Consider the following 15,997-nt stretch of genomic DNA (forward strand, 5'->3'; position numbering starts at 1 on the left):
GTTGGCGCTTCGTTACCAGGAACGGTGGTATCAGCGACAGTGACTGCCACTGAACTGGCATCGCTCGCCAGCCCTTTATCATCATAAGCAACCGCGCTGATTTGGTGGTTACCAGCAACCGCGGTCCAAGTTACACTAAATGGTGCGCTGGTCGCTTGACCAACAACAACACCGTCAACTAAAAAGTCGACGCTAGCTACGTTACCGTCACTGTCGGCTGCATCGGCAGCAAGCGTGACTGCATTACCAACTTCTAAGCTATCTGTCGCAGTTGGTGAGGTTAGGCTCACTGTTGGCGCAACATTTTCACCGCCACCAGATGTTGTACAGCTATCTAGAAGTCTCCATTGAGCGTATTCGCCTTCAAAAGATTCCGGATCTTGATTTTCTGTCCAGTAGTTTGCTTGGTAGGCTTTACCATTGTACTGGACCTGATCACCACCGGTATAAATGACATTAGTTTGCCATTCTTCCAATGTAGAACAATCAACCGCCGCATAGCTGTTAAATGCCATAAGGCACGAAGCGGTTAAAGTGCTAAGAGTGAAGACACTCTTGGTCACTTTTGCTCGATGTAATCCCATAAGTCTTTCCTTAAGTTACTGTTTCATGTAAATAAAGCCTCCAGTCCTTACTCTGAAAGCTCTAATTTCTTTCACAAAACAACTTTAGGGAAGATGGCGAAATTCACACCGAATAAAGTGAAGAACTTCAAAATAACTCGCAAACAGAACGCACGATCACACAAACAGAACAGCGTTATTTTGCATCAATAACTAATTATTGGGATTTTCTTGCACGACAGAAAACCTGCTCATCATTTTGCCAACAAACTGAAAACCAGTTGTCACAAAATAAAAAAAACGCTCGGCAAAAATGTCATGCGTTAATTCTCTTCGAAATTCAGTTTTTCGTACTATTTATTTTGCCATACGAGGTCAATATATAACCGACATCGAGAGAAAACTCCCCCTGTGTGCGTTGTTATGGCTATATTATTTTATGATTAGTGAATTTTTGTTGGTCAGTGGCGCTGTTCCTGAGACAATGCTGCCGATTTTCTAAACCGAGACTGGTTCAATATGAAACTTTTAGTTCGCAACTTGGCACGTTCAATTACTGAGCAAGAGCTCCGAGTCCTTTTTTCTAAACATGGTTCAGTAACTATATGTAATCTTGTACTGGATCAGGAGACTGGCCAATCGAAAGGATTCGCTTTTGTTGAGATGCCAGACGACGCTGAAGCAAACAAAGCGATGCGAGAGCTGAACATGACGACGATCGATAAGAGCAAAATTCGAGTACGAGTGGCCGACAAGTAACTCGTTCAATGTTTTGTGTGAAAGCGTACGTTTAAAATAACTATTCTTTTAGAATAACTAAGGGCTACCAAACGGTAGCCCTTTTATTTCGAAATATACGATAGGTGTTAAGCTGCAGGTGTGTTGAGTTCAGATTTCAACTCACGCTTAAGAATTTTACCAGTTGCACTCATTGGTAACTGCTGACGAATTTCGACAAACCTTGGGTATTTAAACGCAGCAAACTGCTCTTTACCCCATGCTTTCAACTCATCCGCTTCAATGTATTGCCCTTCTTTTAACACGACAAACGCTTTAATCTCTTCACCGTACTCGTCGTTTGGAATACCAAGCACAGCCACCATCGCGACCGCAGGGTGTGTCATAAACACTTCTTCGATTTCACGTGGATAGACATTGAAACCACCACGAATGATCATGTCTTTGACCCGATCGACAATAAACATATTACCCGCTTCATCAAAACGACCAATATCACCAGTGTAAAACCAGCCATTCTTGATTGCTGTTGCTGTTGCTTCAGGGCGGTCAAGATACCCTTTCATCACGTTATGACCACGAACAATAATTTCACCTTCTTCACCAACTGGAAGTTCCTTACCTTCAACATCCACCACTTTTACTTCAACCCCTTGAACTGGCTGCCCAACAGATCCTGGGATACGTTCACTATCTAGATGGTTGAAACATGCAATTGGGCTGGTTTCTGACAAACCGTATCCTTCAAGAATTGGTACATCAAAACGCGCTTCAAAAGTACGAATCACTTCTTTCGGTAAAGAGGCGCCACCACTGATCGCAAGACGAAGCGAAGAAACGTCACAATCGAGATCTGCGTGATTTAGCCCGATGTACATCGTCGGTACACCAGCAAAAATATTGACCTTATGTTTCTCAATAAGTTGCAGTACCAGTTTCGGTTCAAAGCGCGGCACAAGTACCAGTTTTGAGCCGCTCAATACCCCTGCGTTAAGGTGTACAGTCTGACCGAACGTATGGAAAAGAGGTAGCGTGATTAGGTGAACTTCACGCCCTTTGCTCTGCATGATGTTTTGCGCGACCATCGCATTCATCACAATGTTGTTCTGCGTTAACTCTGCACCTTTTGGCAAACCTGTTGTGCCCGAGGTGTAAAGGATTACACAAACGTCTTCAGCATCACGAGGCACGTAATCTGCTAGCGGTTCAACGTCATGAGTGAATGCAGTCAGTGTTGGTAAGCCATTGTAATCATGCTGGCTTTGGTCTTGCGTCATAACAATCATCTTTTCGCAACCCTCGACCGCTTCAAATGCTATTTTGCCTTCTTTCGCCATTGGTAACTCGGGCGTACCTTCAAAGCAGAAATAGAATTTGGCTTTTGAATCCTCAAGGTGGTACTTAATCTCACGGGATTTTAACAGGACGTTGAGTGGCACGGCGACCGCTCCCGCTTTCTGAATCGCAAAGTAAACCAAAGGAAAAAACGGCAAGTTAGGGCAACTGATGGCAACTCTATCGCCAGCACCAACACCACTCTGAATCATTGCGTTGGCAATCTTTCCCGCCATAGCGTCAAACTGTGCGTATGTCAGTTCTACGTCGCCACACACTAAAGCTATTTTATCTGGTTTACTGGCAGCATTACGCTGTAGAGCAGCAGCTAGATTCATCATTTTTGCTTCACCTTTTTTGTTTTTCTTGAGTTACCTTGAGGATTAATACATGCGTTTAAAATTCTCGTTTCAAAGCTATTACTCAATAGGCGAAGTTTTATGTCAACAAAACACTTCCAAAATGTTAATCAATTGTGATCTGGTCAGTAAGAAATCGAATTTTACAAAATTCATTGAGGATAGCGATATACACTCAATTTCATTCAAATAAGGAATTAATAACCAATCATTAATAAGTATGAAAAATGAAAGTTCGAGCACATCGCGTGGCACAAAATTATATGCTAAGGCATCATTATCAGAAGAATTAGAACAAAGGGCGCCAATTAACACAGACGAAAAACCTAGCCCCACGTTCAGTGTCGGTGATGAAAGTCCAGCTCAGTCACTATGACTGGTGCTGTGGGTCATACAATGCAAAAGATTTAGGGAGGAAAAACTCACACGCTTGCCTGTCAGCGGTTGTAGGTTGACCCCACGCTCCACAAAGGTCTTTTGCATTGTCTTTGGTTCGGGTGAACTGCTTACAAGTGCCGCAACGTGGTACTTTTGTCGCTTTGCTGGTCATTATTTTTCCTCTCGAACGTACTATTACAAACTGTAATCAAATACCACGCTTGGTTAGTTGATTTAAGCCAACTCCGCAACCGATCGTTCAACGAAGCCACTGATGATCACAATCAAAGCGTATACCCTTATTTTCTGTCGGTGGTTATCACGTACTATCAAAACTAAACTAGTAAGACCCCAACCATGAAGGAAAACCAAAATGATTCAACAAGGTCAAGCTCTACCAGCAGCGACGCTCAGCCAACTGACAGCTGATGGAATGGTTAATCATCAAGTTACTGAGCTTTTTGCCAACAAAAAAGTGGTGTTGTTTGCTGTTCCGGGTGCGTTTACCCCTACCTGCTCTGAGTCTCACCTGCCCGGTTTTGTGGTTCTAGCGGACCAAATTAAGGCAAAGGGCGTCGATATTATCGCGTGTGTTTCCGTTAATGACGCATTTGTTATGCAAGCGTGGGGCGAAGCTCAAAATGCGAATGAAATCATGATGCTAGGCGATGGAGATGCAAGTTTCACTAAAGCGCTAGGTCTAGAAATGGATACTGCTGCTTTTGGTGGTGTGCGTTCTCAGCGTTACGCAATGGTGATTGAGAATGGTGTGGTGACACAGCTTAATGTTGAAGAGCCCAAGACATTTAAAGTGAGCAGCGCTGAAGCGATCCTCGCGAGTTTGTAATCCTCTTCCAAAGGCCGCTGAGCTATTCAGTGGCCTTTGTCATCCCATGCTCCCCTAGCCAATACTAACCGCGCGAACCCCTAGCTATGTATGGGTTTCCAGTGAGCAGCGCTCGCCCACTTGTGGATCATACTCAGCGTACTTTTATCTTTGATGTAGATAACTTAGACCTTAACTTTATAAGTTAAGTCTTTGACTTCATCACCAGTCATGCCCCTAAATCCCCAGCAGTGTGCTGGCTGCTCTTTTATGATGATCTCGATATCCACTGGCGAGATACCGAGTTCTGATTCGATGTTGGTAAACAGGGCTTTGATCAATGCCTTCTTCGTGTCTACTTGGCGCCCTTCCATCATGTTAATTTCAATCACAGTGTACGCATCTGAGCGGCCGCTGGGATAGAAGAAATTGGCTTTATCCATCGGCATAAACCGATGGGCTCGCTTGTCCTCAGGAAATCCCAACACCTGAGTCATTGATTGTTGAATCGCATCTGATAATTTGCGCGTGATGGGACTCAACTGCTCACGTATTCCATATATGACAATCAAAATTCTTCCTTAAATATATCGTGTATAGGTGCGTTGACTACGTTACGACGCCATCTGGTTAAAAGCGTCAGTATGCGCTTACATAAGTCATTAATGTAACTAGGTAAGTTCTTAGATACAACGCATTCATTGGTACGTTGAACCTATTGAATAAGGAGAGATTGGAAATATAAAAGAAGGCAGATGGAAACATTCAATACATAGAACCAAAGCGCTCTATGTATTGAAAAGAAGCAAAGTGGTCTTCGGTTTACTTGTAAAACGCTTCGACTTCACCTTTTAATTTGATCAGCATTGGATTACCAAAGCGATCTTTCGCTTTAGGTGAAGCAATTTTTACCCAACCTTCACTGACGCAGTATTCTTCAACATCTGTACGCTCTTTTCCGTTCAGACGGATACCGATGTGATGCTCAAAGCACTCAGCAACAAAGTGAGGGCTGCGAGGGTTACCCGCAAGGCGGTCTGGTAGTGTTGGTTTTGCGTTATTTTCGCTCATTTTTATGACCTGAAACAGTTAACTAGTGCGACATTCTAGCCAATGCCTGCCAAGCACTCAACAAACTTCCACGCCTTTTATTCGTGCCGTTCCCAGCAAACGTACAAAAAGACCGAGCAGATACACGAAGAGGTTTTGATACTTCCAAATGAAGGCAGACCTTGCTCACAAGCGGTTACCAGAATAAATCTTAGAAACCAGTTTGGCGTTTGAAAAGGGAAAAGATGAAAACGACAGGAAATAGTCGCTGGGACGAGGTTACTTAGCCATATGAAGCAAGAAATAAACGAGACATGAAGCAAGAAATAAACGAGACCAACAATGACGTGGTCTCATTCAGCAATCAATGAAGTCGTTTCTATGTGCGGTACAGCACTTTCACCACATGCCAACCGAACTTAGTTTTTACCAAATGCGGGACCAGCGTTTCACCAGAAAAACAGACTTTATCGAATTGAGGCACCATTTGACCGCGTTTGAATTCACCTAGGTCGCCACCACGTTTGCCAGACGGACAAGTTGAATATTTTTTTGCCAGCGTTTGAAACTTCGCGCCTTTTTTCAACTGCTTGATGATGTCTTCTGCCTGCTCTTTATGCTTCACAAGGATATGAAGTGCTGCTGCGGTATTTGCCATAGTATCGCCTTTGGTACCTAAATTAATCGGCGCGATTGTAGCGAATTCAATACGTATATTCACCCTTGAATGTAGGATGGCATACACTAAAAGGCGATTAAGCGCTCATTCAGCATCGAATTTCTCGCTTCTTCATTGAACAAGTCGTTAAATACATTACTATCTAATAAGACCCACAACTTTTGTGCACACGAGAATTTTCATGGCTAAGATCGCAAGCAAAGCAAATCAATCGCAAGGTATGTTGATGTTTACACTGACATCAAACAAGCAATTGTTCGCAATCGGCACGCTCAAGGTACGAGAGATTGTTCCTTTCCAACCTACGACTCAGATCCCCTACTCACACCATCATGTCGTCGGTACCATTACACTAAGGAATAAAACCATCCCGGTAATTAATATGCCTGCAGCGATTGGTTTTAGACCGATTCAACCAGAGGAATATCAGTCGTGCTATCTGATTGTGACTGATTGCTTACGTACCGTTGTGGCCTTTATGGTGCGTTCGATTGAGAAGATTATTGACTGTGATTGGAAGAGTATCGAGTCAGCGCCGAAGTCGACTGGCAGCAACGTTTTTGTCACTGGTATTACTCGCTACAACGATAAGATCGTTCAGATGCTAGATGTTGAATTGTTACTGTCGAAGATCTATCCACAGTACGAAACAACCTATATTCCAATGCTAACTGACATCGAACGCGAACGACTTAAAGCACTGAACATCCTGTTAGTTGATGATTCGTTGATTGCACGTAAACAACTTTCAGATGCATTGGATAGTATCAATATTCCGTATCAGGTGTGTAATAACGGTCTGGAAGCGCTCGAACTAATGCGAAGCGAAGCAGCACAGGGCAATCCGGTTAGCCTTCTAGTGAGTGATATTGAAATGCCCGGGTTAGATGGCTACGAATTGTCGTTCGAAGTACAAAGTAACGACAGACTCAGCAATGCTTATATCATTCTACACACCTCGTTATCGAGCGAGATATGTGTTGAACGAGCTAAGCAAGTTGGTGCCCATGAAGCACTAGAGAAGTTTAACGCAGGCGACTTAATCAAAGCCATGTTACGCGGCGCGGCGAAACTTGAAACAGGCTGTGTCACTGAACATATCGATGTCGATGTCTAGTCTTACCTCTCAAAACCCGCTGGCGTCGTTGCTAGCGGTTTAAACTCTACTCGGTAGAATGTCTCACTTTTGAGTTTTAGCTCTGATAAATAACATCGTTAGCGTCTATTTTATTGATATCAAATCAAGCAACTAGTTGCTAAATCGGCTAACCTTATTGCGATTACACTTCTAACTTAACTCTTATTCAGAATGACCGATGATGATTACAAGAGATCGACTGCTAACTTGAAAAAAGCGGTTCCTCTTATGATGAAGCACCACGTAGCAGCGACCCCGGCTAACTATGCTTTGTGGTATACCTATGTCGATAATGCCATTCCTCAACTGACTCGAGACCTTGACGAAGTGCTCGACTTGTATGGCGTATGTCCACCTGCAGCCGGTGCTCAACTTTACAGCAATTACGTAGCAAAACGAGCAGATACCAACATCAAAGATTTGCGCTCAAATATCGAGCTTTTGGTTGGTCAAGTCGCGTCCACAATGGCAGACACTTTAGTTGACACTTCGCAATTCTCAGAAATGATCGACAAAAGCTTCAAAGATATTGAAAAAGTCGAAGACGAAAACATGTCGCTTGAAGCAGTGATGAAGGTCGTTAGGCAGCTAGTCGATGAATCTAAAGAGATCCGTCACTCCACTAAGTTCCTCAACAACCAACTAGAGAATGCCAGTGAAGAGATTCAGCGGCTGAAGCAGCAACTCGCGGACGTGCAGAAAGATGCCCTGTTCGATAACCTGACGAGCTTATACAACCGTCAGTCGTTCGATGCAGACCTTCGCACTTTATGTAACGCTGGCAGCAGCTTGAGCTTAGTGTTAACCGACGTTGATAACTTTAAGAGCTTTAATGACAATTACGGACATTTGTTTGGTGATTCAGTTATTAAAGGCATCGCAAGACGTTTACAACTCAGTTCCCGAGACGGTATCCATGCTTATCGCTTTGGTGGTGAAGAATTTGCGCTTATCGTACCAAACAAGCCGCTACAGGTTGCCTGCCACTTCGCTGAAAACCTACGCCGATCGATTGAGAAACTGGCCATCAAAGACCGCCGCACCGGCAAACAGGTCGCGAACATTACTGCCTCTTTCGGTGTTGCAGAGCTTCACCCAGGAGAAGGCCCAGAAGCTCTCATTGAGCGAGCAGACGACATGCTTTACGAGGCTAAAAACCTTGGCCGAAACAAAGTGATGCCAGCTTAATTAGCTTTGCTCTCCATATAATCAGCTGCTCGGTTTTTATAAACTTGAGCAGCTAATACAAATCGTACTAAAACGCACTAATCTCATTTTTAATTTCTGCTTTAGCTAACGCTTTTGACAAGCACCAAACAAAACTTATTCACTCTCCCCTATACTGCAATTAAGTGTTTGACCCTTAACGGAGAAATAATAATGAAAAGAACACCTATTTTCTGCGCAATTGCTGGCGTGGTGTTGTTGGCGGGATGTTCAAGTGAACCGGATGAATACGAAGTAAAAGACTACCAGTCGATTGCAAATCCAGCCTCTGTATACTGTGTTCAGCAAGGTGGTGAATTGGAAACGGTGAATGAAAACGAGATGCGTGTGACCTACTGCGTATTCTCAGATGAAGACCGCACCGAACAGTGGGAATACTACCGCAATAACCACGATGAAGAAGGCAATCCTAAGCAGTAATTAGTGTGCTTGAGTGACCACTTCTGGATCCAATTGACGATTCAAAGTGGTCAACTCGTCGTGAAACTGTGCTAAATACCCTGCGACACTTTGCTGCGAACACGTCTCATCAACGCTCTCTATCACCTTTTTTAGCACTTCTATTCGTTTGACTAACTTAGGTTCTTGAACAAGCGCAGTCAATACAGACATTGTCCGCTGAGCGGTTTGAGTCACTTGGTGTAAAAGCCCTCGTTGAATAGGGAAGTAAACGCCCCTTACTACCCCCTCCAAGAAAACCCGAAAGACAGTCAACTCATCGAGTGCGAGAAATATCTGCCCTGCTTGGTTAGCGTGCGGATAAGGCACGCTGCAGTGGTGTTGAACGTCAGTCGAAATTGAGACATGTAGCCCCGCTTGTTGGCACTTCTCCAGCAACACTCGCAGCAAACCTTGTTCGTCCATTAATTCTTGGATTTGAAAGATGCGTTGTAAGTGGTAGTCATTACTGACAAATACCGCATTGACTCGCTGCCCTTGCTGCAATAAACCACTGGAAGTCAATTTTTGCGCGGCATTGTGGATGTTTTCAATTGTATTTAGTGACTGATCTTCAAGCAGTGTTTTATAAGATGACTGAGAAGAGTGGGTATTGAGCTGTTGGTAGTACTGATACATCGCCGAGGCTTCAGAGAGCGTTTGCCCTTTGGTCACGCCACCACAAAACACCAAAACACTAGTTGCTGGGTTAAAACGTGCGAGGAATGCTGGTAACGCTTCCACTCGTGAACGCCCTTCCGCTGTCAATGCGTTGTTTTGTAATCTTTTGCCAAGAACCAGAATGACATCGCGAATACACTCTTTATTACCACTTCTCAATTACGAACTCCTATTCAAAGATAGCTGTACAAAATCAACTTTTGTCTGTAGCTTAAATGAGTTAACAGTATGTTAACTATAATTAAGAGAGCCTGACCAACGGGCCATTACGCATGTCGATAACGTAGGAAAGAAGTCAATGCTGTCAATCTTTGATATTTTCAAAGTGGGAGTCGGTCCTTCCAGCTCACACACCAATGGCCCTATGATTGCAGGGTATCATTTTACTCAACAACTTGCTCCAGCCATGAGCCAAGTTACGCGCGTTCAAATTGATTTGTATGGTTCTTTATCTTTGACGGGTAAAGGCCACCACACAGATCGCGCCGTCATTCTGGGCTTGATGGGAAACAAACCTGATACGATCAAAATGACCAGCGCCAAGCAAGCACTGCAAGACGTACTAGATGGTCAAGGGCTCACTCTGCCATGCGGGCATGACATTGAGTTTTCGTATTCCACAGATTTGCTTTTCCACAGTGAAAACCTACCTTTGCACGAAAACGGAATGCAAATTACCGCGTTCGATGCTTCAGGCGAAGAACTGGCTAAAGAGACATATTACTCGATTGGCGGCGGCTTTATTGCGACAGCAAAAGAACTTGAACACGGCAGTGAAGAAGAACCTGTCAGCGTCCCTTTCCCATTCAAAAGCGCAGATGAAATGCTCGCTGTTGCGGAGAAGCACGGCTACAGCTTAGGCGGAATGATTCTACAAAACGAACTGAGCTTTAAAAACCAAGATGAAATCGACCGTAAAGCTGAGCAGATTTGGAAAGTCATGTCACTTTGTATGCAGCGTGGCTTTGAAACCGAAGGCATTCTTGAAGGCGGATTAAACGTTACGCGACGTGCTCCTAACCTATTGAAAAAGCTTGAGGCTAACGCTGCGATAGAAAATGACCCGATGGAAATCATGGACTGGATTAACCTATTTGCGTTTTCTGTCAGCGAAGAAAATGCGGCAGGCGGACAAGTAGTGACCTCTCCAACCAACGGTGCAGCGGGCGTTATACCAGCAGTGCTAATGTACTACCACCGTTTCATCAAAGAGCTGGATTTAAAACAGATCAAGGACTTCCTCGCTGTTGCAGGCGCTATCGGGATTCTCTACAAAACCAACGCGTCTATCTCGGGTGCTGAAGTGGGATGCCAGGGTGAGATTGGCGTGTCCTCATCAATGGCGGCAGCAGGTTTAACCGCACTGCGCGGCGGCAGCAACGAGCAAATCTGTATCGCTGCTGAAATTGCAATGGAACACTCGCTAGGCATGACCTGTGACCCAATTGGTGGCTTGGTACAAGTGCCTTGTATCGAACGTAATGCGATGGGCGCAATGAAAGCGATCAACGCATCACGCATGGCGTTAAAACGCACCAGCAAGTGCTTGATCTCACTTGACAAAGTCATCGAAACCATGTATCAAACAGGCAAAGATATGAACAAAAAATATCGCGAGACATCATTAGGTGGTCTAGCGGTAATCCACATGGCGCCGCCGTGTGAATAAGTCATTTTTGCGATGTCAGTTGTCGCTGTAGCCACTTAACAAAGCATACCGCACTCGCTTTATGCGGCTGATGGTTAATTAAATAGTGCCCTCCTTCTGTGGGCACTTTTTGTTGCCATAGCTGTGTAAGGCTGCCTTTAGTTAAGTGTTTCTGAACCAAAATATCTTTTACCAGCAATAGACCTAAGCCCTGTATTGCCGCATCAATTGCCAGTAGTGAATGGTCAAGCTGTAAGCATGGCTTGTTAAACCGTCCTATGTAACCTTGTGCTGCAAACCATTGCTCCCAACCTTGGCTATAACCCGTTGTGGCAATTTTTCCCGCCGCAACAATATCCTCTAACGTTATGTGATCCACATTCAAATAATCTGGTTTCGCGACCACCAACCAAGACTCGTCCACAAGACGCTCTGCATTGTGTGGGAGTGGGTGGCCAATACCATTCACAATTTCAATGTCCGTGGCCATACTGCCATTTGGAAACGCGCTTGAGGTGGTAGAGATCTTTAAATCAATATCAGGGTGATGACGGCGAAAGTCTGCTAATTTTGGTATCAACCACTGAGCACAAAAACTCTGTGCGATATTCAGGCTGACCGTGTCACGTCTATCTCGTTCAAACAGCTGCTTGGTCCCCGCCGACAAACAGAAAAAAGTATGGGTAAGTAGCGGCAGGTAATATTTGGCGTCTTCCGTTAGCGAGAGTTTAGCGCCAGTGCGTTCAAACAATACAGCACTGAGGTAGCCTTCAAGCAGCTTTACCTGCTGGCTAACCGCGGCTCTGGTAACATTCAGCTCTTCAGCGGCTTTCGTTAAGCTTTGGTGACGCGCGGCGGATTCGAATGCGCGCAACGCATTGAGTGGAGGTAAGAATCTCATATAAGGGCACAGTTAAAATGTTAAATTTGCCCTGCCTGTATTACACAAATATGATAGTGCTACATTTTGTCGGCTTTGCCCGCGGCACCGGCTAGTTTCGCCAACCATTTATCCAGTATTAAAGGCGGCTCTTCGCGATCTTCTGCCGCTTCTTTACGACGGACTGCATTGCGTACCAACATCGCCCCCATCCACCTAAATGGCTCTGGCGGGAATGTACCTAGAGGCCCTTTTGCCAATCCACATTGCGTCCACTCATTATCTAAATCCAATGCCATCGAAGAGAGAATTTTGCCACCGATACGGGTTTGCGCCACGCCATTGCCCGAATAGCCAAAGCCATACACTATATTTTTTTGCTCTTGTAGGTTACCGAAGAATGGCAAGCCAGTCGTCGAGCGATCAGAACCACCCGTCCAGCTGTATGCAAACTCACCGACTTTCAGTTGAGGAAAGAGTTTTTGAAACGATTGACTGAGTAAGTCCAGGTAACGTGTTTGACGGTTAAACATCGGATCAACTTTATTCCCAAACGAAAAGTGGTTTCCACCTTTGCCTAACATGATGCGCCCGTCCTTAGTATCGCGGTAGTAATGAACAAAAATTCTTGAATCCACTACTGTCGCACCTTGTTTCGGACCATGCTTTTTGAGCAACTCAGGGATGGGCTTAGTGATGACCATATCCGACGAAACAACCACAATACTGCGTTTAAACTGTTTAAAATGTTCAACCATCCACGCATTCAGTGCGAGCACTACTTTCTTTGCGATCACTTTGCCAAGTGGAGTATGAACGGTAGCGGGCTGACCGAAGTCCAACTTTGTCATCGGGGTATGTTCATAGATTTCTACACCTAGATCTAAAGCAACACGTCTAAGTCCACGAGCTAGCAGCGCGGGCTGAACACTAGCAGCTGCAGGAGAAAAGTACCCTTCAACATGCTGTTGTGAACCCGCTAGTTCAGCAATGTCTTGATCACGGCATTTAGACCAACTGTTGATGTTGTGCTTTTTAAGTTCACTAATGACTGGCGCCATAGTGCCTTGCTGTGCCCAATTGGTGGCCGTGTAGTAAGTGCCATTAAGGCAAAGCTCGGCGTCTATCCGCTTATCACGACAAAACTCATCAATTTCGTAAATGGCTTGCTCAGATTGTTGAACTAACCACGCTGCTTGTTGTTCGCCAAACAGGCGCTTTAAGGTTGGAAACTTAGTTGACCAAGTCAGCATACAACCACCATTCGCACCCGATGCGCCGCTGCCACATAAGCCTTTCTCTAAGATTACGACTTTCTTTTCAGGCGCTTGTTGCTTTATGAGGATTGCACTCCACAATCCAGTATAACCGCCGCCGACAACTGCAATATCAGCGTCATCGATTTGCCCTTTTAGTGGAAGCGACTGCGAGGATACTTCAGTTTCTAATGCTTGTTTAAACCAGTAGGAAGGTTGAGATTTCATAATAATGCTCTCAGTGAACGTTTTATTCACTTTAGCCAACTTGCTCTCCTTACCATAGCGAGCATATCTAACGGTTTGCGTAAGAATTTCTAACGCGGATATTCAACCAGTGAGTTATTGCGTGATCACACATACAAGCAAAAGTGGTCTTTAATGTGCTACGCAATCGTTTTGGATCAATTCCATTACAAAAGTTTATCCGAATTTAATAAAAAATCGTGCATAAAACCGGTTATCTGCGATAATTGTTTCAAATTATTACATACTAAAAATTAACAATTAATTGGTTTTTAATCCCAATTTAAAACCAAATGAGAGGCTGTTATGTGGAATAAACTCAACAAATCCATGATGTTCTGCCAAGCGATGTTTGGCTTATCATTCTATGGTGTGATGGTTATTTTGACTCGTTTCTTCTTAGAAGATTTAGGGTATAGCGAGGCCGATACCATGATGGTTGTCGGCGCATTTTCATCAATAGGACCACTTTTCGCGATCGCAGGTGGCTTTATTACCGACAAGTTTTTGGGTGCTTATCGCTCACTGACCATCGCGTACGGTACATTCGCAACTGGATATACCCTGCTTGTGCTTGGTGCATCAACGACTAACGTTCCATTAAGCTTGGTTGGTATCGCACTCGCGAGTTACGCTCGTGGTTTAATGTCTCCTTCATACCCAAGTCTTTACAAACGTACCTTTGCTTCTGAAGAAGACTTCGAGAATGGCTACCCTGTGAATTACTCTGTAAACAACGTAGGCGCACTGCTGGGTCAGTACTTGTTCCCAATGTTTGTGTTAGTGATCGGATTCCATGGCAGCTTCATGCTCTCTGCTGCTATGGCGGGTCTGGCGTTCATCACTCTCGTTATCTTTAACAAGCGACTGGTGGGTGTAGGTGCAGATATTGACCAAAAACCGGTCAGCATTAAAAACTGGGCTGCATTTTTGTCACTTTCTGTCGCAATGGTTGGTCTGGTATTTTTCATGTTCTCTAACATGACCATCGGACAAAACATTGTCTACGCGATTGGCGCAGCCGCGATTCTGTACTTCATCAGTTTGATGTTTAAATCGGGTAAATCCGATGCACTCAAAATGGGGACGATTTTGATCATGACGGTGCTGACCACGTGCTTTTTTGTGTACTACGGTCAGATGATGACATCAATGACAATGGTAACCATCAATACCATGCGTGGTGACTTGTTTAACCTGATCCCTATCGCACCAGAGGCGTCAATGGCGATGAACCCACTTTGGTGTATTGTCGCTGGCCCTGTCTTAGCGATGACATTCTCTTCATTGGAAAAGAAAGGCATTAACTTCTCTACAGCAACTAAGATTGGCTTCGCCTTTATTCTAACTGCGATTGCATTTGGTATTCTCACTATGGCAGTAACAAACATTGGAACAGATGTTGTGATCCGCCCTGAAATCTTCCTAGCGATTCACTTCTTCCAAGCATTTGCAGAAGTGATCGTTGGTAGCCTAGTGGTGGCATTTATCCTATCTGTCGCGCCAAAACATATTGAAGGGTTCTCAGTTTCACTCTTCTCTGTTGCTATGGCTCTTAGTGGTATCGTAGGTGCGGTATTCTCTACGTCTATTGCGCTTGAGAAAGGCCAGGAAATCACTCAAGACATCGTCAAGAATGTGTACGGCGACTACTTCCAGTTATTGACTGTTCTTGCTGTCGTTATGGTTGTGATCGCATTTGCCTCATCGTTCGTCATTCGCAAGATGCTGGAGTCTGCAAAACAAACGACCGAAGCTGAGCTGATTGAAGCAAAAAGCTAATTACGAGAAACAGATTTAGATAGTAAAAAGCCCCAAGCAAAAATGCTTGGGGCTTTTGTATTAGCAACGCATTAAACATCGTTCGAGTAACTATTCACGTTCTCTGAAACGATAGGTATATTTTACGTTCATAACAGGTTGATAGGCGATATCACCGTTACTTGTCATTACTTCTTTGATTGTAATCTGTGAATCAAGCAACTCTACAGATCTTTTGTCGACAAGGTCATTGCTGTTTAGAGATGCACTTTGACGTAATTCGCGAGGAGATTGTGCATTCACATCTTGAAGCATCATTTTACCAGCAGCATATGCTGCTTCTTTACTTGCAACTGGTTCTCCCGCCATACTACTAGTAGTTATACGTGTTTCATAAGAACCGGATAACCCCGCAGCAAATGAAGCTGTACTAACGAGAACTAAACCAACTAAAGATAGTACCTTAATCATAACTTGCTCCTTCCTTACCAATAGTTGAACTGAATCCCGCTCAACTTTCTATTTCTAAATGGTACGTAACATTGGACCGTAATGGATTCGAATAAATTGCACCTATTCGTCAGCTTTTTTGAACTAGCCAAATAAGAGCTAAATCTCTATAAACTATCCACTTTTGGTCTACATTATGCTTAAGAAATAATGTGCATTATTTCATTCAGTTGTTGCTTTGATTCTAGAATTAAGAAAGATAACCGTTCGCATCTAATAGAGTAATTGGTTATAAGATACACACTAAATATCATATAAATACCAGCAGTATCGGATATTAAGCA

17 protein-coding genes are annotated in these 15,997 nt (G+C 44.1%); 7 read left to right on the forward strand and 10 right to left on the reverse strand.

Features of this window, described 5'->3' with window-relative positions:
- Positions 1-584 (reverse strand): Ig-like domain-containing protein (locus tag HCZ42_RS10540; protein WP_254868938.1); only part of this gene is annotated, 584 nt, incomplete at its 3' end.
- A 498-nt stretch (positions 585-1,082) separates the two neighbouring features.
- On the opposite strand from HCZ42_RS10540, the gene HCZ42_RS10545 reads away from it, so the two are divergent.
- The gene (locus tag HCZ42_RS10545; RefSeq protein WP_167420663.1) at positions 1,083-1,322 is read left to right on the forward strand and encodes an RNA recognition motif domain-containing protein; all 240 of its coding nucleotides are present in this window, start codon (positions 1,083-1,085) and stop codon (positions 1,320-1,322) included.
- A 107-nt stretch (positions 1,323-1,429) separates the two neighbouring features.
- Here the strand turns inward: HCZ42_RS10545 and HCZ42_RS10550 are convergent, their stop codons facing one another.
- Positions 1,430-2,977 (reverse strand): long-chain-fatty-acid--CoA ligase, encoded by a 1,548-nt coding sequence (locus HCZ42_RS10550; protein WP_167420664.1) that lies wholly within the window; start codon positions 2,975-2,977, stop codon positions 1,430-1,432.
- 388 nt (positions 2,978-3,365) lie between these two features.
- Positions 3,366-3,545 carry a hypothetical protein gene (locus HCZ42_RS10555; RefSeq protein WP_167420665.1) on the reverse strand — a complete coding sequence of 60 codons (180 nt, stop codon included), beginning with the start codon at positions 3,543-3,545 and terminating at the stop codon, positions 3,366-3,368.
- Between the two features lie 201 nt (positions 3,546-3,746).
- Between HCZ42_RS10555 and HCZ42_RS10560 the strand changes: the two genes are divergently transcribed.
- Entirely contained in the window at positions 3,747-4,220 is a 474-nt protein-coding gene (locus HCZ42_RS10560) for a peroxiredoxin (protein ID WP_167420666.1), read from the forward strand.
- A gap of 164 nt (positions 4,221-4,384) precedes the next feature.
- On the opposite strand, the gene HCZ42_RS10565 is transcribed toward HCZ42_RS10560, so the two are convergent.
- The 3 genes from HCZ42_RS10565 to ppiC all read right to left on the reverse strand — a co-directional run bounded on the left by HCZ42_RS10565 (position 4,385) and on the right by ppiC (position 5,907).
- Complete coding sequence (locus HCZ42_RS10565; protein ID WP_167420667.1) at positions 4,385-4,771, reverse strand: tautomerase family protein; 387 nt, start codon at positions 4,769-4,771, stop codon at positions 4,385-4,387.
- A 250-nt stretch (positions 4,772-5,021) separates the two neighbouring features.
- Positions 5,022-5,270, reverse strand: a complete 249-nt coding sequence (locus HCZ42_RS10570) for a DUF3297 family protein (protein WP_053407419.1) — start codon at positions 5,268-5,270, stop codon at positions 5,022-5,024.
- A gap of 358 nt (positions 5,271-5,628) precedes the next feature.
- Positions 5,629-5,907 (reverse strand): peptidylprolyl isomerase PpiC, encoded by a 279-nt coding sequence (ppiC, locus tag HCZ42_RS10575; RefSeq protein ID WP_008074841.1) that lies wholly within the window; start codon positions 5,905-5,907, stop codon positions 5,629-5,631.
- Between the two features lie 202 nt (positions 5,908-6,109).
- Here ppiC and HCZ42_RS10580 point away from each other — a divergent pair, with 202 nt between their 5' ends.
- From HCZ42_RS10580 to HCZ42_RS10590, 3 genes are all read left to right on the forward strand, one after another.
- On the forward strand, positions 6,110-7,045 hold the full coding sequence (locus tag HCZ42_RS10580) for a chemotaxis protein (RefSeq protein WP_167420668.1): 936 nt from the start codon (positions 6,110-6,112) through the stop codon (positions 7,043-7,045).
- Between the two features lie 192 nt (positions 7,046-7,237).
- The gene (locus HCZ42_RS10585) at positions 7,238-8,254 is read left to right on the forward strand and encodes a diguanylate cyclase (protein WP_167420669.1); all 1,017 of its coding nucleotides are present in this window, start codon (positions 7,238-7,240) and stop codon (positions 8,252-8,254) included.
- A 192-nt stretch (positions 8,255-8,446) separates the two neighbouring features.
- Positions 8,447-8,713, forward strand: a complete 267-nt coding sequence (locus tag HCZ42_RS10590) for a putative hemolysin (protein WP_167420670.1) — start codon at positions 8,447-8,449, stop codon at positions 8,711-8,713.
- Here HCZ42_RS10590 and HCZ42_RS10595 read toward each other — a convergent pair whose 3' ends face one another.
- Positions 8,714-9,571, reverse strand: coding sequence for a YdcF family protein (locus tag HCZ42_RS10595; protein ID WP_175579473.1), 858 nt, complete (start codon positions 9,569-9,571; stop codon positions 8,714-8,716). It abuts the gene before it with no gap.
- 139 nt (positions 9,572-9,710) lie between these two features.
- Between HCZ42_RS10595 and HCZ42_RS10600 the strand changes: the two genes are divergently transcribed.
- On the forward strand, positions 9,711-11,081 hold the full coding sequence (locus tag HCZ42_RS10600) for an L-serine ammonia-lyase (RefSeq protein WP_167420671.1): 1,371 nt from the start codon (positions 9,711-9,713) through the stop codon (positions 11,079-11,081).
- A gap of 1 nt (position 11,082) precedes the next feature.
- On the opposite strand, the gene HCZ42_RS10605 is transcribed toward HCZ42_RS10600, so the two are convergent.
- Together HCZ42_RS10605 and HCZ42_RS10610 are read right to left on the reverse strand one after the other, a co-directional pair.
- A complete protein-coding gene (locus tag HCZ42_RS10605) occupies positions 11,083-11,961 on the reverse strand; it encodes a LysR substrate-binding domain-containing protein (protein WP_167420672.1) in 879 nt (292 codons plus the stop codon).
- Positions 11,962-12,020: 59 nt separating this feature from the next.
- On the reverse strand, positions 12,021-13,424 hold the full coding sequence (locus tag HCZ42_RS10610; protein ID WP_167420673.1) for an FAD-dependent oxidoreductase: 1,404 nt from the start codon (positions 13,422-13,424) through the stop codon (positions 12,021-12,023).
- 324 nt (positions 13,425-13,748) lie between these two features.
- On the opposite strand from HCZ42_RS10610, the gene HCZ42_RS10615 reads away from it, so the two are divergent.
- The gene (locus tag HCZ42_RS10615; RefSeq protein WP_167420674.1) at positions 13,749-15,224 is read left to right on the forward strand and encodes a peptide MFS transporter; all 1,476 of its coding nucleotides are present in this window, start codon (positions 13,749-13,751) and stop codon (positions 15,222-15,224) included.
- A 90-nt stretch (positions 15,225-15,314) separates the two neighbouring features.
- On the opposite strand, the gene HCZ42_RS10620 is transcribed toward HCZ42_RS10615, so the two are convergent.
- Positions 15,315-15,674 (reverse strand): DUF3316 domain-containing protein, encoded by a 360-nt coding sequence (locus HCZ42_RS10620; RefSeq protein WP_167420675.1) that lies wholly within the window; start codon positions 15,672-15,674, stop codon positions 15,315-15,317.
- Positions 15,675-15,997 lie beyond the last annotated feature (323 nt).

Source organism: Vibrio hepatarius (assembly GCF_011806575.1).
Lineage (GTDB): Bacteria > Pseudomonadota > Gammaproteobacteria > Enterobacterales > Vibrionaceae > Vibrio > Vibrio hepatarius_A.

What these genes read in the sequence shown, in the direction of transcription:
- HCZ42_RS10545 (WP_167420663.1), top strand. Translation starts at nt 1,083, where the DNA reads ATGAAACTTTTAGTTCGCAACTTGGCACGTTCAATTACTGAGCAAGAG.
- HCZ42_RS10550 (WP_167420664.1), bottom strand. Translation starts at nt 2,977, where the DNA reads ATGATGAATCTAGCTGCTGCTCTACAGCGTAATGCTGCCAGTAAACCA.
- HCZ42_RS10555 (WP_167420665.1), bottom strand. Translation starts at nt 3,545, where the DNA reads ATGACCAGCAAAGCGACAAAAGTACCACGTTGCGGCACTTGTAAGCAG.
- HCZ42_RS10560 (WP_167420666.1), top strand. Translation starts at nt 3,747, where the DNA reads ATGATTCAACAAGGTCAAGCTCTACCAGCAGCGACGCTCAGCCAACTG.
- HCZ42_RS10570 (WP_053407419.1), bottom strand. Translation starts at nt 5,270, where the DNA reads ATGAGCGAAAATAACGCAAAACCAACACTACCAGACCGCCTTGCGGGT.
- ppiC (WP_008074841.1), bottom strand. Translation starts at nt 5,907, where the DNA reads ATGGCAAATACCGCAGCAGCACTTCATATCCTTGTGAAGCATAAAGAG.
- HCZ42_RS10580 (WP_167420668.1), top strand. Translation starts at nt 6,110, where the DNA reads ATGGCTAAGATCGCAAGCAAAGCAAATCAATCGCAAGGTATGTTGATG.
- HCZ42_RS10585 (WP_167420669.1), top strand. Translation starts at nt 7,238, where the DNA reads ATGACCGATGATGATTACAAGAGATCGACTGCTAACTTGAAAAAAGCG.
- HCZ42_RS10590 (WP_167420670.1), top strand. Translation starts at nt 8,447, where the DNA reads ATGAAAAGAACACCTATTTTCTGCGCAATTGCTGGCGTGGTGTTGTTG.
- HCZ42_RS10600 (WP_167420671.1), top strand. Translation starts at nt 9,711, where the DNA reads ATGCTGTCAATCTTTGATATTTTCAAAGTGGGAGTCGGTCCTTCCAGC.
- HCZ42_RS10605 (WP_167420672.1), bottom strand. Translation starts at nt 11,961, where the DNA reads ATGAGATTCTTACCTCCACTCAATGCGTTGCGCGCATTCGAATCCGCC.
- HCZ42_RS10610 (WP_167420673.1), bottom strand. Translation starts at nt 13,424, where the DNA reads ATGAAATCTCAACCTTCCTACTGGTTTAAACAAGCATTAGAAACTGAA.
- HCZ42_RS10615 (WP_167420674.1), top strand. Translation starts at nt 13,749, where the DNA reads ATGTGGAATAAACTCAACAAATCCATGATGTTCTGCCAAGCGATGTTT.
- HCZ42_RS10620 (WP_167420675.1), bottom strand. Translation starts at nt 15,674, where the DNA reads ATGATTAAGGTACTATCTTTAGTTGGTTTAGTTCTCGTTAGTACAGCT.